The sequence below is a fragment of the Pseudonocardia sp. KRD291 genome (assembly GCF_019263595.1).
Lineage (GTDB): Bacteria > Actinomycetota > Actinomycetes > Mycobacteriales > Pseudonocardiaceae > Pseudonocardia.
In genome coordinates this window covers 1-17,159 of the sequence record NZ_JADQDD010000116.1, presented here as the reverse complement: position 1 = coordinate 17,159, position 17,159 = coordinate 1, and the positions used below count along the sequence as shown (strand labels likewise).

The window sequence follows — 17,159 nt, the reverse complement described above, 5'->3', positions numbered from 1 at the left end:
AGGCGAGGTGGCGCGGACGGCCGTCGAAGCAGGCGGCCTCGCCGAGGCTGGAGCCGGCCTCGGCGTAGGCGAGCACCCGTTCGGTCCCGTCCGGGCGGTGCATGTAGATCCGCACCCGGCCGGAGACGACGACGTGGAAGAACGTGGACGTCTCGCCCTGGCGGTAGACGTGGTCCCCGGTGCGGTAGCGGCGCGGCGAGCCGAGCTCGGCCATCCGCGAGGTCAGGGCGTTGGGCCCGCCGAGCAGGAACGGGGAGACGGCGGGCTGCCCGTCCTCGGCCCCGGGTTCCTGCCCGGCAGGCGATGCTCCCGACACGTCCGCCCCCGTCCGTCCGCGGGCGCGCGGGCGGTGCGGCACTGCCCTGCGCCCGGCCCGTGACCCCGATGGCCGCAGGCTGGATGGACGGACGTTAGCCCGGCCGGGGCCGTACCGGAAGCGACGAGGGTCGCAATTCGGGCACGGTTCCCCGGCCGGGCGTGCTGGCGGGCCGCTCCCCGCGCGGCCCGGGTCCGGCGGCGGCGGAGTCAGACGGCGGGGTCAGGCGACGGCGGGGGCCACCAGCGCGTCCTGGTCGGCGAGCGAGTCGGCGTCGGTCCGCGGCAGCGCGATCGCGCAGCCCAGGCTCAGCAGCGAGACCCCGGCCAGTACCAGGCCGATCGCGAAGCTGCCGTAGGCCGGCACGAGCGCGGCCGCGACCAGTGGGATCACGCCGCCGCCGAGCACGCCCGCCAGGTTGTAGGCGATCCCGGCGCCGGTGTAGCGGTAGCGGGTCGGGAACAGCTCCGGGAGCTGGGCCCCGATCGGACCGTAGGCGAAGCCGACGACGCCGAGCACCACCGAGATCCCGATGCCGAACGCCAGCGGCGTGCCGACGTCGAGGATCGGGAACGCGACGAGGCCACCGACGACCGAGAGCGCGTTGCCGATCACCACCATCGTCCGGCGTCCGATCCGGTCGGACGCGATGGCGCCCAGGATCGTGGTGGCGGCGAACACGAGGCCGCCGATGATGCCCATCGCGAGCACCGTCGTACGGGCCAGGCCGAGTTCGGCGGTGCCGTAGGTGGTCAGGTAGGTGACGCCGATGTAGAAGAACGCGAACACCGCGGTCGTCGAGCCGGCGCCGAGCAGCACCGCGCGGGTCCGGGTGCGGAAGACGTCGGCGATCGGCAGCGACGTGCTGACCGGGCCGGCGGCCTTCTCCTTGAACGCCGCCGTCTCCTCCAGCTTGAGCCGCACGTAGAGCCCGACCCCGACCAGGACGACGCTGCCGATGAACGGCACCCGCCAGCCCCATGACTGGAACGCCTCCGGGCTCATGGTCAGCGCCGTGATCAGGAACGTGGTGCTGGCCAGCGAGAACGCCACCGACGGGCCGAGCTGCGGGAACAGCGCGTACCTGCCGCGGGCCTTGCCCGGGGAGTTCTCCGCGGTGAGCAGCGTGGCGCCCGCCCACTCGCCGCCGACGGCGAGGCCCTGCACGATGCGCAGCACCACCAGCAGGATCGGGGCCGCCACGCCGATCGTCCCCGCGGTCGGCAGCAGGCCGATGGCCAGCGTCGACAAACCCATCATCAGCAGCGTGGTGACGAGCGTGCCCTTGCGGCCCAGGCGGTCACCGAAGTGACCGAACAGGATCGATCCGAACGGCCGGGCGACGAAGGCCACGCCGAACGTGGCCAGCGCCAGCGCGGTACCCGCCGCGGCGCCGAGCTCGGGGAAGAACACCTTGTTGAACACCAGGGCGGCGGCGGTGCCGTAGATGAAGAAGTCGTAGAACTCGATCACGGTGCCGGTCATGCTGGCCATCGCGATGCGGCGCATCGACGTGGGTGCCTGCCCCGATGGTGGCTGCCCCGATGGTGGTTGCGCCGCTGACGGCGGGCCGGCGGTCTGGGTCACGGTTCCTCCACGGTGAGAACGCCTTACGTGCCGCTCTGACTGCGCGGCAACGGGGGCAGTATCGACACCCGAACGGATGCGATCTGTATCACCGACTACAGGCGGGTGATCCTCCGTCGTCGGATGTGTAGACCGTCCGGTGACGCCGGTGCCGCGCGGCACCGGCGGGAACGACTACGTTGTGACCGGTGAGCCTTGCCGTCGACGAACGTGCCGCGATCTGTGCCGAGTTCGAGCGGTCCGGACCGGACCGACCGACCCTCTGCGAGGGCTGGACCAGCCGCGACCTGCTCGCGCACCTGCTGGTGCGCGAGCGCCAGCCGTGGGCCGCGCCGGGCATCCTGGTCCCGGCACTGGCGCCGGTCACCGAGAAGGCGATGGCCGGCTACGGGCGCGAGGCCTGGCCGAACATGATCGACGACCTGCGCACCGGCCCGCCCGCCTGGTCGCCCTACCGGGTGGGCAAGGTCGACGAGCTGGCCAACGGCGCCGAGTTCTTCGTCCACCACGAGGACGTCCGCCGCGGCGAGTCCGGCTGGGAGCCCCGGGCGGCCGACCTCGAACGCGACACCCAGCTCTGGACGCTGCTGGGCCGGATGGCGCGGATCCTGTTCCGCAAGGCGCCGGTCGGGGTGGTGCTGCAGCGCCCGGAGGGTGCCCAGCAGGTCGTGGCCACCGGCAGCGGGATGGTCACCGTGGTCGGTGATCCCGGCGAGCTGGTGCTGCACGCGTTCGGCCGGGACGCGGCGAACGTGGAGCTGCAGGGACTGCCGGCCGACGTCGAGGCGTACCGGGCGGCCCCGGGCGGGCTGTAGCGCGCGGTGTCCCGCCGTCTCGAACCGCACGGCGCACGGGGCGGGTGGGTCGCGCGGAACACGGCGTCGGGAGTCGGACATGTGACCCCGGGGCGGTACCGTCAATGGCCATGAACCCCAGTCCCGCCCCGTCTGGGCAGACGCACCCGCCGCGCCGGCCGTTCGGCGAGGTGCTGACCGCGATGGTCACGCCGTTCGACGCCACGGGGGAGCTGGACCTGGGCAAGGCCGAGGAGCTCGCCGCCCACCTGGTGGACATGGGCAACGACGGCCTGGTCGTCAACGGGACCACCGGCGAGGGGCCGACGACCAGCGACAAGGAGAAGGCCGAGCTGATCCGCGCCGTCGTGTCCGCGGTGGGGGACCGGGCGACGATCGTCGCCGGCGCAGGCACCTACGACACCGCGCACTCGATCGGCCTGGCGCGCGAGGCGGAGCGGGCCGGGGCGCACGGGCTGCTCGTGGTCACCCCCTACTACTCGCGTCCGCCGCAGTCCGGGCTGATCGCGCACTTCACCGCCGTCGCCGACGCCAGCGACCTGCCGACGATGCTCTACGACATCCCGCCGCGCAGCGTGATCGGGATCGAGGTCGAGACGTTCCAGCGCCTGGCCCAGCACCCGAACATCGTCGCGGTGAAGGACGCCCGCAACGACCTGCGCGTGGGCACCGAGGTGCTGGCCACCACGACCCTGGCCTACTACTCCGGGGACGATCCGGTGAACCTGCCGTGGCTCTCGGTCGGGGCGGTCGGGTTCGTCAGCGTCATCGGCCACGTGGTGGCCGACCGCCTGCGCGCGATGCTCGACGCCTACACTGCAGGTGAGCACGACCGCGCACGCAGCCTGCACTACGCGATGTTGCCGGTCATCCGGGCGATGGGCCGCGTCGGCGGTGCCGTGTTCGCCAAGACGGCGCTGGGCCTGCGCGGTCTCGACGTCGGGGAGACGCGCCTGCCGCTGCCTCCGGCCACCGAGGAGCAGGTGGCGGCGATCGCCGGGGACCTCGCGGTCGCCGGGGTCGCACTCGACTCCTCGGCGCACCCGAGCCGCTACACGCCCGGGCACGGCGCACTGGGCTCGCGCACGGCCACCGACCTGGGGGCCGAGGTCGCCTACCGCTAGACCCGACGTGCAACGGCCCGCCGTCGCGTCACCGGGGCAGCCCGCCCCGCACCCAACTTTTGATCTTGTACCTGCCAGAAGATTCGTGAGGCAACCACTTGAGCCGCAGTTCCCAGCGATCCGACCGCCGTTCCCGCTCGCAGCGTGAACGCCCGACCCCGCCGGAGGCGTCCAACCCCTCCGAGCTGCCCACCGGCCCGCCGCCGGCGCTGGCCCGCGGGGGCCTGAGGGTGTTCGCGCTGGGCGGCATCGGCGAGGTCGGGCGCAACATGACCGTCTTCGAGTACGAGGGGCGCCTGCTCGTCGTCGACTGCGGTGTCCTGTTCCCGGCCGAGGACTCGCCCGGGGTCGACCTGATCCTGCCCGACTTCCGGGCCATCGAGGACCGCCTCGACGACATCGACGCCATCGTGCTCACGCACGGGCACGAGGACCACATCGGTGCCGTCCCGTGGCTGCTGCGGATGCGCCCCGAGCTGCCCGTGGTCGGGTCCCGGTTCACGCTCGCCCTGGTCGCGGCGAAGTGCAAGGAGCACCGGCTCACCCCGCACCTGCACGAGGTCGCGGCCGGTGACCGGATCTCGCACGGAGGCTGGGACTGCGAGTACTTCGCGGTCAACCACTCCATCCCGGACGCGCTCGCGGTGGCGATCCGCACGCCGGCCGGGCTGGTCCTGCACACCGGCGACATCAAGCTCGACCAGCTGCCCCTCGACGGGCGCCTGACCGACCTGGCCGGGTTCTCCCGCCTCGGCGAGGAGGGCGTCGACCTGTTTCTGGTCGACTCCACCAACGCCGAGGTCCCCGGGTTCGTCACGCCCGAGCGGGACATCGGCCCGGTCATCTCGAACATGTTCCGCGACACCTCCGGGCGGATCATCGTGGCCTGCTTCGCCAGCCACGTGCACCGCGTGCAGCAGGTGCTCGACGCCGCCGCCGCGCACGGGCGCAAGGTCTGCCTGGCGGGGCGGTCGATGGTCCGCAACATGGGCCTGGCCGACGACCACTCGCTGCTCGACATCCCGGAGGGCCTGCTCGTCGACATCGACGAGGCCATGCGCCTGCCCGACGACAAGCTCGTGCTCGTCTCCACCGGGTCGCAGGGCGAGCCCCTGGCCGCGCTGTCCCGGATGGCCCGCGGCGAGCACCGCAGCATCACGATCCGGCCCGAGGACACGATCATCCTGGCCAGCTCGCTGATCCCGGGCAACGAGACCTCGGTCTTCGGCGTGATCAACGGCCTGACCCGGCTCGGCGCGACCGTCGTGCACCAGGGCAACGCCAAGGTGCACGTCTCCGGGCACGCCCCGGCCGGTGAGCTGCTGTTCCTCTACAACGCGGTGCGCCCGTCGAACGTGATGCCGGTGCACGGCGAGTGGCGCCACCTGCGCGCCAACGCCGCGCTGGCCGCGCGTACCGGGGTGCCCGAGGACTCCGTCGTGATCGCCGAGGACGGGGTGGTGGTCGACCTGGTCGACGGCCGCGCCGCGATCACCGGCAAGGTCGAGGTCGGCCGCGTCTACGTCGACGGCCTGGCCGTCGGCGACATCGGTGAGACCACGCTGGGCGACCGGCTGGTGCTCGGCGAGAGCGGCTTCATCGCGATCACCATCGCGATGGACGCCAAGACCGGGCGGGCCGTCTCCCGGCCCACGGTCGCCGGTCGCGGGTTCTCCGACGACCCCAAGGCGCTCGACGCCGCGCTGCCCCTGGTCGAGGACGAGCTGTCGCGGCTGGAGAACGAGAACATCTCCGACCCGCACCGGATCGCCCAGGGCGTGCGCCGCGTCGTCGGCCGGTGGGTGGCCGACAACTACCGCCGCCGCCCGATGATCGTCCCCACGGTCATCACGGTCTGACCGACTCCCGGGTCCCACTCCCGGGCCCGCACCAACGGCGCCCCCGTCGGAACCTTTCCGACGGGGGCGCCGCTCGTCCGGACGGGCGCGGGGTGTGAGCGGGGTGTCGGGGCGCAGGACCGCGTCGCAGCCCGGTTCGATCAAGGTCCCGGGCTACCGTGGACACATGGCAGGACGGTCGGGAACGGGCAGGACCACGACGCAGGCCGCCGCCGGGCGCGGCGCGGGTGGTTCCCGTTCCGGTGCGTCCCGGGGCGGCGCGACGCGCGGCGGTGCGACACGGGGTGGGTCGGCGCGTCGCGGGACGGGGTCCCGCGGGCGTACGACGGCCCGTCGTGCGCCGGCGAAGAAGCAGGGCCCGGACCTGATCGACCGCTCGATCGACGCCGTCGGCCGCGGTGTGCTGCGCCTGGGCCGCTCGACCGGCCGCGCCGTCGGCCGCACCCGCGACATCGACTCCGCGCACCGCCGCGACGGGCTGGGCTTCACGTTCCTGGTCCTGGCCGTGATCACCGCGGCCGGGGTGTGGTTCAGCGCGGGCGGATCGGTCGGCTACTGGTTCAACTTCGCGGTCGGCTCCGTGCTGGGCGTCGGCGGCGCCCTGCTGCCGGTGATCCTGCTCGGGGTCGGGGTCGTGCTGGTCACGACACCCGCGCACCCCGAGGCCCGTCCGCGGATCGTCACCGGGGCGCTGCTGCTCGCGCTCGGCGTCCTCGGGCTGGTGCACCTGGGCTCCGGCGCGCCGACCGAGCCGCAGAGCTGGGCCGGGGCCGGCGGCGCCGTCGGCTACGTCGCGGGCACCCCGCTGGCCAGCGGGCTCACGCTCTGGACGGCGGTCCCGGTGCTGGTGCTGCTCAGCGCCTACGCCCTGCTGCTGCTGACCGGGACGCCGGTGCGCGAGGTCCCGGCCCGGTTCCGACGGCTGATGGGCGAGGTGCCCGAGCCCGATCTCGAGTCCGACGAGGACGGCCCCCGCACGGTCGCCGACGCCGTCGCGGAGTCCGAGGGCGCGCAGCCGGCCCGTCGTCGCTCGCGGCGGCGCCAGGGGGCCTCGGAGGCCGACGCGTTCCGCGAGGACGGCGAGCACCTGCCCGCCCCGAGCGACCCGGAGGTCCCGGCCACGGTGGCCCCCGCAGGCCGGACGTCACCGGGCGCGGCCGCCGCCGCGGTCCCGGCCACCACCGCGCCCGAGCAGGCCCCGGCCGCGAAGCGCCCCCGCGGACCGGTCGCCGAGACCCCGCCCGCCGAGGAGATCCCGCGCGCCGACGGCGAGCAGATGTCGCTGGCGATCCGGGAGCCGGTCGGGGAGAGCGAGTACAAGCTGCCCCCGGCCGACATGCTCGAGGTCGGCCCGGCGCCGAAGACCCGCAGCGCCGCGAACGACGCGATGATCGAGGCGATCACCGGCGTGCTCGACCAGTTCAACATCGACGCCCAGGTCACCGGCTTCACCCGGGGCCCGACCGTCACCCGCTACGAGATCGAGCTCGGCCCCGCGGTGAAGGTCGAGAAGATCACCCAGCTGACCCGCAACGTCGCCTACGCCGTCGCGAACGACAACGTGCGGATCCTGGCCCCGATCCCGGGCAAGTCCGCGGTCGGCATCGAGGTGCCGAACACCGACCGGGAGATGGTCCGCCTCGGCGACGTGCTGCGCTCGAACTCCGCGCGCGCCGAGCAGCACCCGATGGGGATCGGGCTGGGCAAGGACATCGAGGGCCACTACCTGATGGCCAACCTGGCGAAGATGCCGCACCTGCTGGTTGCGGGCTCCACCGGCTCCGGCAAGTCCAGCTTCGTCAACTCGATGCTGGTCTCGCTGCTGAGCCGGGCCACCCCGGACGAGGTCCGGATGATCCTGATCGACCCGAAGATGGTCGAGCTGACGCCCTACGAGGGCATCCCGCACCTGATCACGCCCATCATCACCCAGCCGAAGAAGGCCGCCGCGGCGCTGGCCTGGCTGGTGGAGGAGATGGAGCAGCGCTACCAGGACATGCAGGCCAACCGGGTCCGCCACGTCGACGACTTCAACCGCAAGGTCCGCTCCGGGGAGATCACCGCCCCGCCCGGCAGCGAGCGGGTGTATCGGCCCTACCCGTACATCATGTGCATCGTCGACGAGCTCGCGGACCTGATGATGACCGCCCCGCGCGACGTCGAGGACGCGATCGTCCGGATCACCCAGAAGGCCCGCGCGGCCGGCATCCACCTGATCCTGGCGACGCAGCGTCCGTCGGTGGACGTGGTCACCGGCCTGATCAAGACCAACGTGCCGTCCCGGCTGGCGTTCGCGACGTCGTCGCTGACCGACAGCCGGGTCATCCTGGACCAGCCCGGCGCCGAGAAGCTGATCGGCATGGGCGACGCGCTCTACCTGCCGATGGGCGCCGGCAAGCCGGTCCGGATGCAGGGCGCGTTCATCGACGACGACGAGATCTCGAAGGTCGTCGCGTTCACCAAGGACCAGGCCGAGCCCAGCTACACCGAGGGCGTCACCGCGCAGAAGGCCGGCGAGGTGAAGGAGATCGACGCCGACATCGGCGACGACCTCGACGTGCTGCTGCAGGCCGCGGAGCTGATCGTGACCTCGCAGTTCGGCTCGACCTCGATGCTGCAGCGCAAGCTCCGCGTCGGGTTCGCCAAGGCGGGCCGGCTGATGGACCTGCTCGAGACCCGCCGGATCGTCGGACCGTCCGAGGGGTCGAAGGCGCGCGACGTCCTGGTGAAGCCGGACGAGCTGGAGAACGCGCTCTACCTGATCCGTGGTGGCGGTACCGCCGACGGCGGCGACGTCGCCGACGGCGAACCCGAGGAGTGAGCACGCAGGGTCGCGGACGGTCCGCCCGCGATCACCCGACGGAGTGTCGCTACCACGGGGTGTGAGTGTTTTCGCGTGCTCGAGGGTGAGGAACAGCGCCCCCGACGTGGGAGAATGTGCCGGGCCGATGACAACCGCGGCCCGCGTATGCCCGCGCGCGGAGCGGGCCCGAGGAGGTCGGCACACGGTGTTCTGGAGGAAGGGGCGCGCAGCTCGCCCCCGTCGTAGCGCCACCGATCGGCACGCTCTGGTGCCGATCCCGTTGACGGGCGGTGTGCTCAGCGGCCAGGTCCGGGACAACGAGGGCGGACCGCTGCCCGGCAGCGAGATCTCCGTCCTGGACGGGGCCGACCGCCGGGTCGTGCACGTCGAGGCGGACCCGTTCGGACGGTTCTCCGCCGCGCTGATGCCGGGCCGCTACCGGGTGCGGGTCGAGTCCGGAGGCTTCCAGCCGGTCACCGACGGCGTCGAGGTCCAGTGGGGGTCGCACGCCGAGATGGGCACGGTCAGCCTGACCGAGGACCCGGAGCTGCGCCCGCCGTACCCGGGGCTCTACACGATCGACCCGGACCACTCGTCGGTGCGCTTCATCGCCCGCCACATCGGGATGAGCAAGGTCTACGGCCGGTTCAACCGGTTCTCCGGCCAGATCCGGATCACCGAGCCGTTCGAGGAGTCCTCGGTGGACGTCGTGATCGAGGCGGCCAGTGTGGACACCAACGTCGAGGCGCGGGACACGCACCTGCGCTCGCCGGACTTCCTCGACGTGGAGCGCTTCCCCGAGCTCCGGTTCTCCAGCATGCGTTTCGTCGCGCACGGCGGGAACCGGTGGACGGTCGACGGCGACCTCACGCTGCACGGCCTGACCAGCGACGTCTCCCTGGACACCACGTTCCTCGGGCAGGCCGAGTGGAACGGCGAACGGATCGGTGCCGTCGCATCCACCCAGCTGCACCGCGAGCATTTCACGCTCAACTGGCAGCAGACGATCGCCAAGGGCCTGCCCGTGGTCGGCTCGACGATCGAGATCACCCTCGACGTCCAGGCCGTGCGTCAGGGCTAGACCGCCCCGGCGAAACCGTGCTGGCGCCACGCCTCGAACGTCGCGACGGCGGCGGAGTTGGCCAGGTTCAGCGACCGCGACGTCGCCAGCATCGGCAGCCGGATCCGGTCGGTGACCGCGTCGGCGTGGAGCACCGACGCCGGCAGGCCGACCGACTCCGAGCCGAACATCAGCACGTCACCGGCGGCGTAGGCGACGTCGGTGTGCAGGCGCGTCGCCGACGCGGTGAACGCGTAGACCGACGGGGCGGTGGCGAGCCCGGCCAGGTGCCGCCACATCGCGTCGGTGTCGTCGTGGATCCGGACGTCGGCCAGGTCGTGGTAGTCCAGGCCGGCCCGGCGCAGCTGCGGGGTCTCGAGCGTGAAGCCGAGCGGGCGCACCAGGTGCAGCTCGACGCCGGTGTTGGCGGCCAGTCGGATGACGTTGCCGGTGTTCGGGGGGATCTCCGGGGCGTGCAGCACGATGCGGAACACGCCCCGATCCAATCACCGAGGAAGATCACTCGTACCAGGTGCCGAAGCTCCACAGGTTGCCCTCGGGGTCGGTGACGACGAACTGCCGGCTCCCGTAGTCAGTGTCCGCCGGTGCGCGCACGACGCTCGCGCCGGCGGCCGTCGCCCTCGCGAACCGGACGTCCGGGTCGTCGACCACGACGTGGATCGACGACGTGCCGGGCGGGCGCCCGCAGTCCGGCTCGCCCGGGCCGAGCATGATCCCGCCGACCTGGCCGGTGGGGCCGACCCAGGTCAGCTCGGCGTGGTGCACGACGTCGCCGTCGCCATACACGACACGTTCGGACAGGCCGAACGCGCTGGTCAGGAACGTGATCATCGCTCGGGGGTCGGTACAGGTCAGGGCGAGCCAGAGGCTCGGGATGTCGCTCATGGGAACCAGCATGGTGGCGTGACCGGCGCCCGGTCTTGGACGAAACGGAGCGGGGCCGACCGGGTGTCCCCGACCGGCCCCGCTCCTCGGCGTTCAGACGCGTTCGTGCCAGGCGGCGACCAGCGTCGGCAGGACGATCGTGAGGTGGAAGCTCACCAGCAGGACCGCGGTCACCACCGTCGAGGGTGGGTTCGTCCCCACGAACATCGACCACAGCACGATGGCGGCCAGCAGCGCGACCAACAGGCCAGAGCCGATCTTGTAGGCCTGGGCGTAGACGACGCCGCGCACCTGTAGCTGCCGCTCGTCGAGCTGGTCGGGGCCGAGTTCCTCGACGCCTCGGGTGGAGACTTTCAGCGTCCCCAGGCACAGCACGAAACCGACGAGCAGGACCAGAACCCCCGCGCTCGCGGCGACGACCAGGACCGGGCCCCCGCCCAGCAGGCCGGACAGCGCGAGGACGAAGCCCTCCAGCGCGATCATGACCGCCATCGCGATCACCAGGCGCCGTCGCGCGGTGGTGCTGCGGAACCGGTCGAAGCGCGGGTCGTTGAGACGCGCGGACCGGCGCTCGGCGCGGGTCGGGGCGTGTGCGGATGCGTCGTTCATGTCGTCCCCCTCGTTCCGTAGACCTGCTCGGACAGCGACCGGAAGGGCGTCAGGGAGAACACGGCCTCCACCGGCAGCCCGAACACCTCCGCGATCCGCAGCGCGAGCGTGAGGCTCGGGCTGTACTCGCCGCGTTCGAGGTAGCCCACGGTCTGGTAGTGCACACCGACGGCGTCGGCGAGCTGCTGGCGACTCAGGCCCCGCTCCGCGCGCAGCGCCGCGAGCCGGTTGTGCAAGTCGGGCTCGTCCCGCTTGCGTTCTTGCTTCGCCATGTAGCAAAAGTACTACAGGAGGCAGCTGGCGCACAACGATCCGTCATGAGGACTGTCAGCTCGGGCGCTCGGCCAGCCACTCGGTGGCGGTGAGCCCGGCGAGGTCCCGGAAGTCGCGGGCCAGGTGCGGCTGGTCGGCGTAGCCGCAGACGGCGGCGACGTCGGCCAGCGCAGGCCGTCCGGGCGAGCGGAGCAGGTCGCAGGCCCGCTCGAAGCGGATCAGCCGGGCGGCGGTCTTGGTGCCCAGCCCGGTCTCGGCGCGGAACCGTTCGCCCAGGTGTCGCCGGCTCCACCCGACCTCGCCGGCCAGGTCGGCGACCCGGGCGCTGCCCCCGGTCGCCAGCAGCACGTCCCAGGCCCGCACGACCTCGCGCGCGGGCTCGCCGGGGGAGTCCCGGCGTTCGATCACCCGGCACAGCTCGCGGTCGAGCAGCGCGAACCGGGCCGGCCAGGTCGGTGCCTCGCGCAACCGGTCGACGACCGAGGAGATCCCGGGCAGCAGCACCGTGAGGTCGACGACGTCGCCGCTGAGCTCGCCGGCCGGGAGTCCCAGCAGCTCGCGTGCCCCGCGCCAGGTCAGCCGCAGCTGCATCCCGGTCTGAGCGGCGCCGGTGGCGAGCACCGCGGGGGAGCCGTGCAGCCCGGCGACCGATGTGACGTAGCGCCCGGGGGAGCGTGCGGGGTCCGGGGCGCGGAGCAGCTCCATGTCGCCGTCGAGGCAGAGCACGACGGTCAGGTGCCCGCCGGGCACGCCCTGGTGCGTCCCCGGAACGGTCGCGCCGGACCGCCACGCCCAGATGTCGGTGACGTGCTCACGCAGCTGCGCCGACGGCCGCCACCGGTGCGCGCCGTCGACGTCGATGCCCGGGATCACCCGCCCCGCACCCATACCGGCCACGATATCGGCACCGGCCCGTCCGCTCGGGGAGCTTTCGTGTCGCGGCGCCGAACGGAGGCTCCACGAGTGCGGCTTCCCGCCCCGGTGGGGTCAGAGTCGCAGCAGCATCCGGACGTTGCCCAGGGTGTTCGGCTTGACGTGGGCGAGGTCCAGGAACTCCGCGACGCCGGCGTCGTAGCTGCGCAGCATGGCCGCGAACACGTCGGACGAGACGGGGGTGCCGTCGATCTCGGCGAAACCGTGGCGGGCGAAGAACTGTTTCTCGAACGTCAGCACGAACAGCCGGGACAGGCCCAGGTCGCGGGCGCCGGCGATGAGTGCGTCGCAGATCGCGTGCCCGACCCCGTGCCCGACGACCGACGGGTGCACCGCGACCGTCCGGATCTCGCCGAGGTCCTCCCACAGCACGTGCAGCGCACCGCAGCCGACGACCCGCCCGTCGACCTCGGCGACCAGGAACTCCGGCACCGCCTCGTAGAGGGTGACGGTCTCCTTCGCCAGCAGTACCCGGCCCGCGTAGGCGTCGACCAGGTCGCGGATGGCGCGCACATCGGGGGTACGGGCACGGCGGACGGTGACGGCGGGTCCGGCAGCTGACACGACCGCCGAGGGTAGACGGGCCCACTCGCGGGCCGCGGGCGGCGTCTACCCTATGGCCGTGTCCACTCCTGCTACCCACGGCGCGCCACGGCGCGCGGCCCTGCTCACCCTGGGCTGCGCGCGCAACGAGGTCGACTCCGAGGAGATGGCCGGACGGCTCTCCGGCAGCGGCTGGGAGCTGGTCGACGCGGAGTCCGGATCGCCGGACGTGATCCTGGTCAACACCTGCGGTTTCGTCGAGCAGGCGAAGAAGGACTCGATCGACACCGTGCTCGCCGCCTCCGACGTGGCCCGCCCGGCCGGCGCGAAGGTCGTCGCCGTGGGCTGCCTGGCCGAGCGCTACGGCGCCGAGCTGGCCAAGGACCTGCCCGAGGCCGACGCCGTGCTCGGCTTCGACGACTACCCGGAGCTCGCCGCACGCCTCGGCGACGTCCTCGGCGGGCACGCCCCGGCCCCGCACGACCCGGTGGACCGGCGCACCCTGTTGCCGATCTCCCCGGTGCAGCGGCCCGCGGCCAGTGCGGACGTCTCGGTCCCCGGCCACGACTGGGTGCCCGACCTCGGCGCGGTCGGTACCGGTCGGCGCCGCCTGGACGACGGCCCGGTCGCCTCGCTCAAGCTCGCGTCCGGCTGTGACCGGCGCTGCACGTTCTGCGCGATCCCGTCGTTCCGCGGCAGCTTCGTCTCCCGCGCGCCCGCCGACGTGCTCGGCGAGGCGGCGTGGCTGGCCTCGCAGGGCGCGTCCGAGCTCGTGCTGGTCAGCGAGAACTCGACGTCCTACGGCAAGGACCTGCCCGGCGGCACCCGCGCCCTGGTCGACCTGCTGCCCCGCCTGGGCACGACCGAGGGCGTCGAACGGGTGCGGGTCAGCTACCTGCAGCCGGCCGAGATGCGCCCGGACCTGCTGGCCGCGATCGCCGGTACGCCGGGCATCGCGCCGTACTTCGACCTGTCGTTCCAGCACGCCAGCGCCACCGTGCTGCGCCGGATGCGCCGGTTCGGCTCGCGCACCGACTTCCTGGACCTGTGCGCCCGGATCCGGGAGCTGGCCCCCGAGGCCGGGATCCGCAGCAACGTGATCGTCGGCTTCCCGGGCGAGACCGAGGACGAGCTGGCCGAGCTGGAGGCGTTCCTGACCGGCGCCCGTCTGGACGCGATCGGCGTGTTCGGCTACTCCGACGAGGACGGGACCGAGGCCGAGAAGCTCGAGGGCAAGCTGCCCGCCGACGTCGTCGCGGCGCGGGTCTCGCGGATCTCCTCCCTCGCCGACGAGCTGATGACCCAGCGGGCCGAGGAACGCGTCGGCACCGAGGTGATCGTGCTGGTGGAGACGCCGTCCTCGGACGAGGACGACTGCGCCGGCCGGGCCGCGCACCAGGGCCCGGACGCCGACGGCGAGTGCGTGTTCGTCGCCGGCGACGGCCCGGACGTCGAGAGCCTGGCGATCGGTGACCTCGTCCGGGCGCGCGTCGTGGACTCCGAGGGCGTGGACCTCCTGGTCGAGGCGATCGAGGTGCTGCCGCGCGGGGCCGGCGAGCCGGTCGCCGCGGCGGTGGCCGGGTGAGCGACGACGCGCTCCTCCCCACGGAGGAGCCGTGAGCAGCAGCACGCCGGCGGGCCGGGCCGACGGCTCGACGGCACCGGCGACCGGGACGGCGCCGCTGCTCAACATCGCCAACGTCCTGACGGTGGTCAGGATCCTGCTGGTCCCGGTGTTCGTGGTGGTGCTGTTCACCGCCGGCGGGCGCGACGTGGACTGGCGTCTGGCCGCCTTCCTGGTGTTCGCCGTCGCCGCGTTCACCGACCGCCTCGACGGGCAGCTGGCCCGCAGCCGGGGCCTGGTCACCTGGTTCGGCGCGCTGGCCGACCCGATCGCGGACAAGGCCCTGACCGGTGCCGCGCTGATCGGGCTCTCGGTGCTGGGCCTGGTGCCCTGGTGGATCACGATCGTGATCATGGGCCGGGAGCTCGGGGTGACCGCGCTGCGCCTGGTCGTGCTGCGCCACGGGGTGATCCCGGCCAGCCGCGGCGGCAAGGCGAAGACGGCCGCGCAGACGCTGGCGATCGGGCTGTTCCTGCTGCCGCTGCCGATGCTGCTGCCCTCGGTCGCGCCGCTGATGCTCGTCGTCCAGTGGGTGGTGCTGGTGATCGCCCTGGTGCTGACCGTGGTCACCGGCGTCGACTACGTGGTGCAGGCGCTGCGGGCCCGGGTCGCGCGTCGCTGAGGTGCCCGACCCGGGCCGTCTGCGCGGCCGGTGGGTGTTCGCCGTGGGCGGACGGGACCGGTGGTGTCGGCGGGGACGGGAGCGGGACCGAGTCGGTACGGTGGCGGTACCGGGGGAGCGGTGTCGGGCACGGGCCCGGGCCCGTCCCGGGAGCACGGACTCCAGGAGGACACATGCTGCTGCGGGAAGCGATCGGCAGTGGTCTGCGGCGGTCGCGCACGGCGCGCCGGCGGACGCTGCGCGACATCTCGCGGGCGGCGCGGGTGAGCCTCGGTTACCTCTCGGAGGTCGAACGCGGCCGCAAGGAGCCCTCCAGCGAGCTGCTCGCGTCGATCTGCGAGGCGCTCGACGTCACGGTGGCCGAGCTGCTGGCCGAGGTGGCCGCGGAGATGGCCCTGGAGCAGGCCGCCCCGGCCGGTTTCGGGACACGCGCCGACGAGGTGCTGGTCCCGATCGGGCAGCGGCACGCCGAGCTGCGCCTGGCCGGCCGTCCGGCGGGTGCGCCGGCGGTCGGGTCCGGCGCCGCGAACGCCCCGGCCACGAACAGCCCGGTCGCGAGCGTCCGCGCGGCGTGATCACGCCCGTCGCCGGCTCGCCCCCGCACACCCGCGGGCCACGCTGCGACGATATTGTCGGACCTCACTGGCACCGGCGTAGTACCCGGTGACAGGATGGGTGAGGCCGGAGCGGTGCGCGGCGACCGCGGGGGGAACGCGGGGTCGGCCGAGTCGGTGTAGCCCGAACAGCGGGTCCTGAGATGGGGAACGCTGTCCAGCGATGTCGCACGCGGAGGTAGGCGGACCAGATGGCCAACGGATTCACGAAGTTCTTCAGCTATCTGTCAGCCCTGTTCTCGTCGAAGGTGGACGAGCACGCGGACCCGAAGGTCCAGATCCAGCAGGCCATCGAGGATGCGCAGCGTCAGCACCAGCAGCTCTCCCAGCAGGCGGCGGCCGTCATCGGCAACCAGCGCCAGCTGGAGATGAAGCTGAACCGGCAGCTGGGGGAGATCGAGAAGCTCCAGTCCTCGGCGCGCCAGGCGCTGGTGCTCGCCGACCAGGCGCGCGCCCAGGGTGACGAGAACAAGGCGCAGCAGTACGAGCAGGCCGCGCAGGCCACGGCGACGCAGCTGGTCACCGCCGAGCAGAACGTCGAGGACCTCAAGACGCTGCACGACCAGTCGATCGGCGCGGCGGAGCAGGCCAAGAAGGCCGTCGAGCGGAACTCGATGATGCTCCAGCAGAAGATCGGCGAGCGCACGAAGCTGCTCAGCCAGCTCGAGCAGGCGAAGATGCAGGAGCAGGCGGCGAAGTCGCTGCAGAGCATGAGCGAGCTGTCCGCGCCGGGCAACGCGCCGTCCCTGGACGAGGTCCGGGACAAGATCGAGAAGCGCTACGCGAACGCGCTCGGCTCCGCCGACCTGGCGCAGAACTCGGTCCAGGGCCGGATGCTGGAGGTCCAGCAGGCGACCACGGACATGGCCGGGTCCAACCGACTCGACCAGATCCGCGCGTCGATGGAGGGCCGCCCGGTCGCCGGGCAGGTCGGGCAGGGCCAGCCCACCCCGGCCGTCGGCGCGGGCTCGCCCGCCGAGCAGCCCACCCAGCAGACGCCCGCCTCGCCGCAGGCCAACCCGCAGCAGGGTCAGACCGGCACCAACTGAGCCCACGCACCGCCGTCCCACCACGGAGCCGCGCCCGATCCGGGCGCGGCTCCGTCGCGTCGCGCCCCCGGGGCCCGTCCGTCCGGGACCTCCTGGTGAGTTGAGGGGACCCTTCGGGACCCTCATGGTGAGCGAGCGGACCCTTCGGGACCTCCTGGTGAGCGAGGGAGCCCGGGACGTCCGATCGGCGGGGCGCCGGAGCCGTGACGGCCGAGCGCGGCTCGCTCGGGCCGGGAGAGGCTCCGGCCGTAGGCCGTCGTGACCTCGAGGATCCCGCCGATCCCGCCGATCCTGTCGTGTCGCCGCGGACGAGCGCTCGTCGTCGCCTCGCGCGATGCCCTTCCGGCCGCGCGCGGTGCCGGGCTGGGCGCACGGTGCCGGGCTGGGCGCCGGCGTCACCGGCCCCACCCTGGAGTTGGACG

At 73.0% G+C, this 17,159-nt stretch carries 17 protein-coding genes; 9 read left to right on the top strand and 8 right to left on the bottom strand.

Annotated features, from left to right (window positions below; translation table 11 throughout):
• Nucleotides 1–316, bottom strand: a 316-nt coding sequence (locus tag I4I78_RS17210; RefSeq protein ID WP_218612359.1) for a Crp/Fnr family transcriptional regulator, incomplete at its 3' end; no start/stop codon positions are given.
• A 222-nt stretch (nt 317–538) separates the two neighbouring features.
• A complete protein-coding gene (locus I4I78_RS17205; protein ID WP_218612358.1) occupies nt 539–1,825 on the bottom strand; it encodes an MFS transporter in 1,287 nt (428 codons plus the stop codon).
• Nucleotides 1,826–2,091: 266 nt separating this feature from the next.
• Here I4I78_RS17205 and I4I78_RS17200 point away from each other — a divergent pair, with 266 nt between their 5' ends.
• The 5 genes from I4I78_RS17200 to I4I78_RS17180 all read left to right on the top strand — a co-directional run bounded on the left by I4I78_RS17200 (nt 2,092) and on the right by I4I78_RS17180 (nt 9,585).
• On the top strand, nt 2,092–2,718 hold the full coding sequence (locus I4I78_RS17200) for a TIGR03085 family metal-binding protein (RefSeq protein WP_218612357.1): 627 nt from the start codon (nt 2,092–2,094) through the stop codon (nt 2,716–2,718).
• A 110-nt stretch (nt 2,719–2,828) separates the two neighbouring features.
• Nucleotides 2,829–3,842 carry a 4-hydroxy-tetrahydrodipicolinate synthase gene (gene dapA / locus I4I78_RS17195; protein ID WP_218612356.1) on the top strand — a complete coding sequence of 338 codons (1,014 nt, stop codon included), beginning with the start codon at nt 2,829–2,831 and terminating at the stop codon, nt 3,840–3,842.
• Nucleotides 3,843–4,027: 185 nt separating this feature from the next.
• Entirely contained in the window at nt 4,028–5,701 is a 1,674-nt protein-coding gene (locus tag I4I78_RS17190; protein ID WP_226379880.1) for a ribonuclease J, read from the top strand.
• 166 nt (nt 5,702–5,867) lie between these two features.
• Complete coding sequence (locus tag I4I78_RS17185; RefSeq protein WP_218612354.1) at nt 5,868–8,522, top strand: DNA translocase FtsK; 2,655 nt, start codon at nt 5,868–5,870, stop codon at nt 8,520–8,522.
• Between the two features lie 250 nt (nt 8,523–8,772).
• The gene (locus I4I78_RS17180) at nt 8,773–9,585 is read left to right on the top strand and encodes a YceI family protein (RefSeq protein WP_308252179.1); all 813 of its coding nucleotides are present in this window, start codon (nt 8,773–8,775) and stop codon (nt 9,583–9,585) included.
• On the opposite strand, the gene I4I78_RS17175 is transcribed toward I4I78_RS17180, so the two are convergent.
• The 6 genes from I4I78_RS17175 to I4I78_RS17150 form a co-directional block, all read right to left on the bottom strand.
• Complete coding sequence (locus tag I4I78_RS17175; RefSeq protein ID WP_218612352.1) at nt 9,582–10,058, bottom strand: tRNA (cytidine(34)-2'-O)-methyltransferase; 477 nt, start codon at nt 10,056–10,058, stop codon at nt 9,582–9,584. The genes I4I78_RS17180 and I4I78_RS17175 overlap by 4 nt on opposite strands.
• 25 nt (nt 10,059–10,083) lie before the next feature.
• Nucleotides 10,084–10,470 carry a VOC family protein gene (locus I4I78_RS17170; RefSeq protein ID WP_218612351.1) on the bottom strand — a complete coding sequence of 129 codons (387 nt, stop codon included), beginning with the start codon at nt 10,468–10,470 and terminating at the stop codon, nt 10,084–10,086.
• A gap of 93 nt (nt 10,471–10,563) precedes the next feature.
• Nucleotides 10,564–11,079, bottom strand: a complete 516-nt coding sequence (locus I4I78_RS17165; RefSeq protein ID WP_218612350.1) for a hypothetical protein — start codon at nt 11,077–11,079, stop codon at nt 10,564–10,566.
• Complete coding sequence (locus I4I78_RS17160; RefSeq protein WP_218612349.1) at nt 11,076–11,351, bottom strand: helix-turn-helix transcriptional regulator; 276 nt, start codon at nt 11,349–11,351, stop codon at nt 11,076–11,078. The genes I4I78_RS17165 and I4I78_RS17160 overlap by 4 nt, the downstream gene beginning before the upstream one ends.
• A 55-nt stretch (nt 11,352–11,406) precedes the next feature.
• On the bottom strand, nt 11,407–12,240 hold the full coding sequence (locus tag I4I78_RS17155) for an AraC family transcriptional regulator (RefSeq protein ID WP_218612348.1): 834 nt from the start codon (nt 12,238–12,240) through the stop codon (nt 11,407–11,409).
• A 99-nt stretch (nt 12,241–12,339) separates the two neighbouring features.
• A complete protein-coding gene (locus I4I78_RS17150; RefSeq protein WP_218612347.1) occupies nt 12,340–12,849 on the bottom strand; it encodes an amino-acid N-acetyltransferase in 510 nt (169 codons plus the stop codon).
• 58 nt (nt 12,850–12,907) lie between these two features.
• On the opposite strand from I4I78_RS17150, the gene rimO reads away from it, so the two are divergent.
• The 4 genes from rimO to I4I78_RS17130 all read left to right on the top strand — a co-directional run bounded on the left by rimO (nt 12,908) and on the right by I4I78_RS17130 (nt 16,737).
• The gene (gene rimO, locus I4I78_RS17145) at nt 12,908–14,413 is read left to right on the top strand and encodes a 30S ribosomal protein S12 methylthiotransferase RimO (protein WP_308252178.1); all 1,506 of its coding nucleotides are present in this window, start codon (nt 12,908–12,910) and stop codon (nt 14,411–14,413) included.
• A 31-nt stretch (nt 14,414–14,444) separates the two neighbouring features.
• Nucleotides 14,445–15,074 carry a CDP-diacylglycerol--glycerol-3-phosphate 3-phosphatidyltransferase gene (gene pgsA / locus I4I78_RS17140; RefSeq protein WP_218612345.1) on the top strand — a complete coding sequence of 210 codons (630 nt, stop codon included), beginning with the start codon at nt 14,445–14,447 and terminating at the stop codon, nt 15,072–15,074.
• A gap of 173 nt (nt 15,075–15,247) precedes the next feature.
• Nucleotides 15,248–15,649, top strand: coding sequence for a helix-turn-helix domain-containing protein (locus I4I78_RS17135; RefSeq protein WP_218612344.1), 402 nt, complete (start codon nt 15,248–15,250; stop codon nt 15,647–15,649).
• 230 nt (nt 15,650–15,879) lie between these two features.
• Nucleotides 15,880–16,737: a PspA/IM30 family protein gene (locus I4I78_RS17130; RefSeq protein ID WP_218612343.1), complete on the top strand. Its 858-nt coding sequence runs from the start codon at nt 15,880–15,882 to the stop codon at nt 16,735–16,737.
• The last annotated feature ends 422 nt before the right edge of the window (nt 16,738–17,159 follow it).

Excerpts from the sequence above, each read along its gene's own strand:
- I4I78_RS17170 (WP_218612351.1), bottom strand. The coding sequence starts at position 10,470 with ATGAGCGACATCCCGAGCCTCTGGCTCGCCCTGACCTGTACCGACCCC.
- I4I78_RS17135 (WP_218612344.1), top strand. The coding sequence starts at position 15,248 with ATGCTGCTGCGGGAAGCGATCGGCAGTGGTCTGCGGCGGTCGCGCACG.
- I4I78_RS17185 (WP_218612354.1), top strand. The coding sequence starts at position 5,868 with ATGGCAGGACGGTCGGGAACGGGCAGGACCACGACGCAGGCCGCCGCC.
- dapA (WP_218612356.1), top strand. The coding sequence starts at position 2,829 with ATGAACCCCAGTCCCGCCCCGTCTGGGCAGACGCACCCGCCGCGCCGG.
- I4I78_RS17130 (WP_218612343.1), top strand. The coding sequence starts at position 15,880 with ATGGCCAACGGATTCACGAAGTTCTTCAGCTATCTGTCAGCCCTGTTC.
- I4I78_RS17205 (WP_218612358.1), bottom strand. The coding sequence starts at position 1,825 with ATGCGCCGCATCGCGATGGCCAGCATGACCGGCACCGTGATCGAGTTC.
- I4I78_RS17155 (WP_218612348.1), bottom strand. The coding sequence starts at position 12,240 with ATGGGTGCGGGGCGGGTGATCCCGGGCATCGACGTCGACGGCGCGCAC.
- I4I78_RS17160 (WP_218612349.1), bottom strand. The coding sequence starts at position 11,351 with ATGGCGAAGCAAGAACGCAAGCGGGACGAGCCCGACTTGCACAACCGG.
- I4I78_RS17165 (WP_218612350.1), bottom strand. The coding sequence starts at position 11,079 with ATGAACGACGCATCCGCACACGCCCCGACCCGCGCCGAGCGCCGGTCC.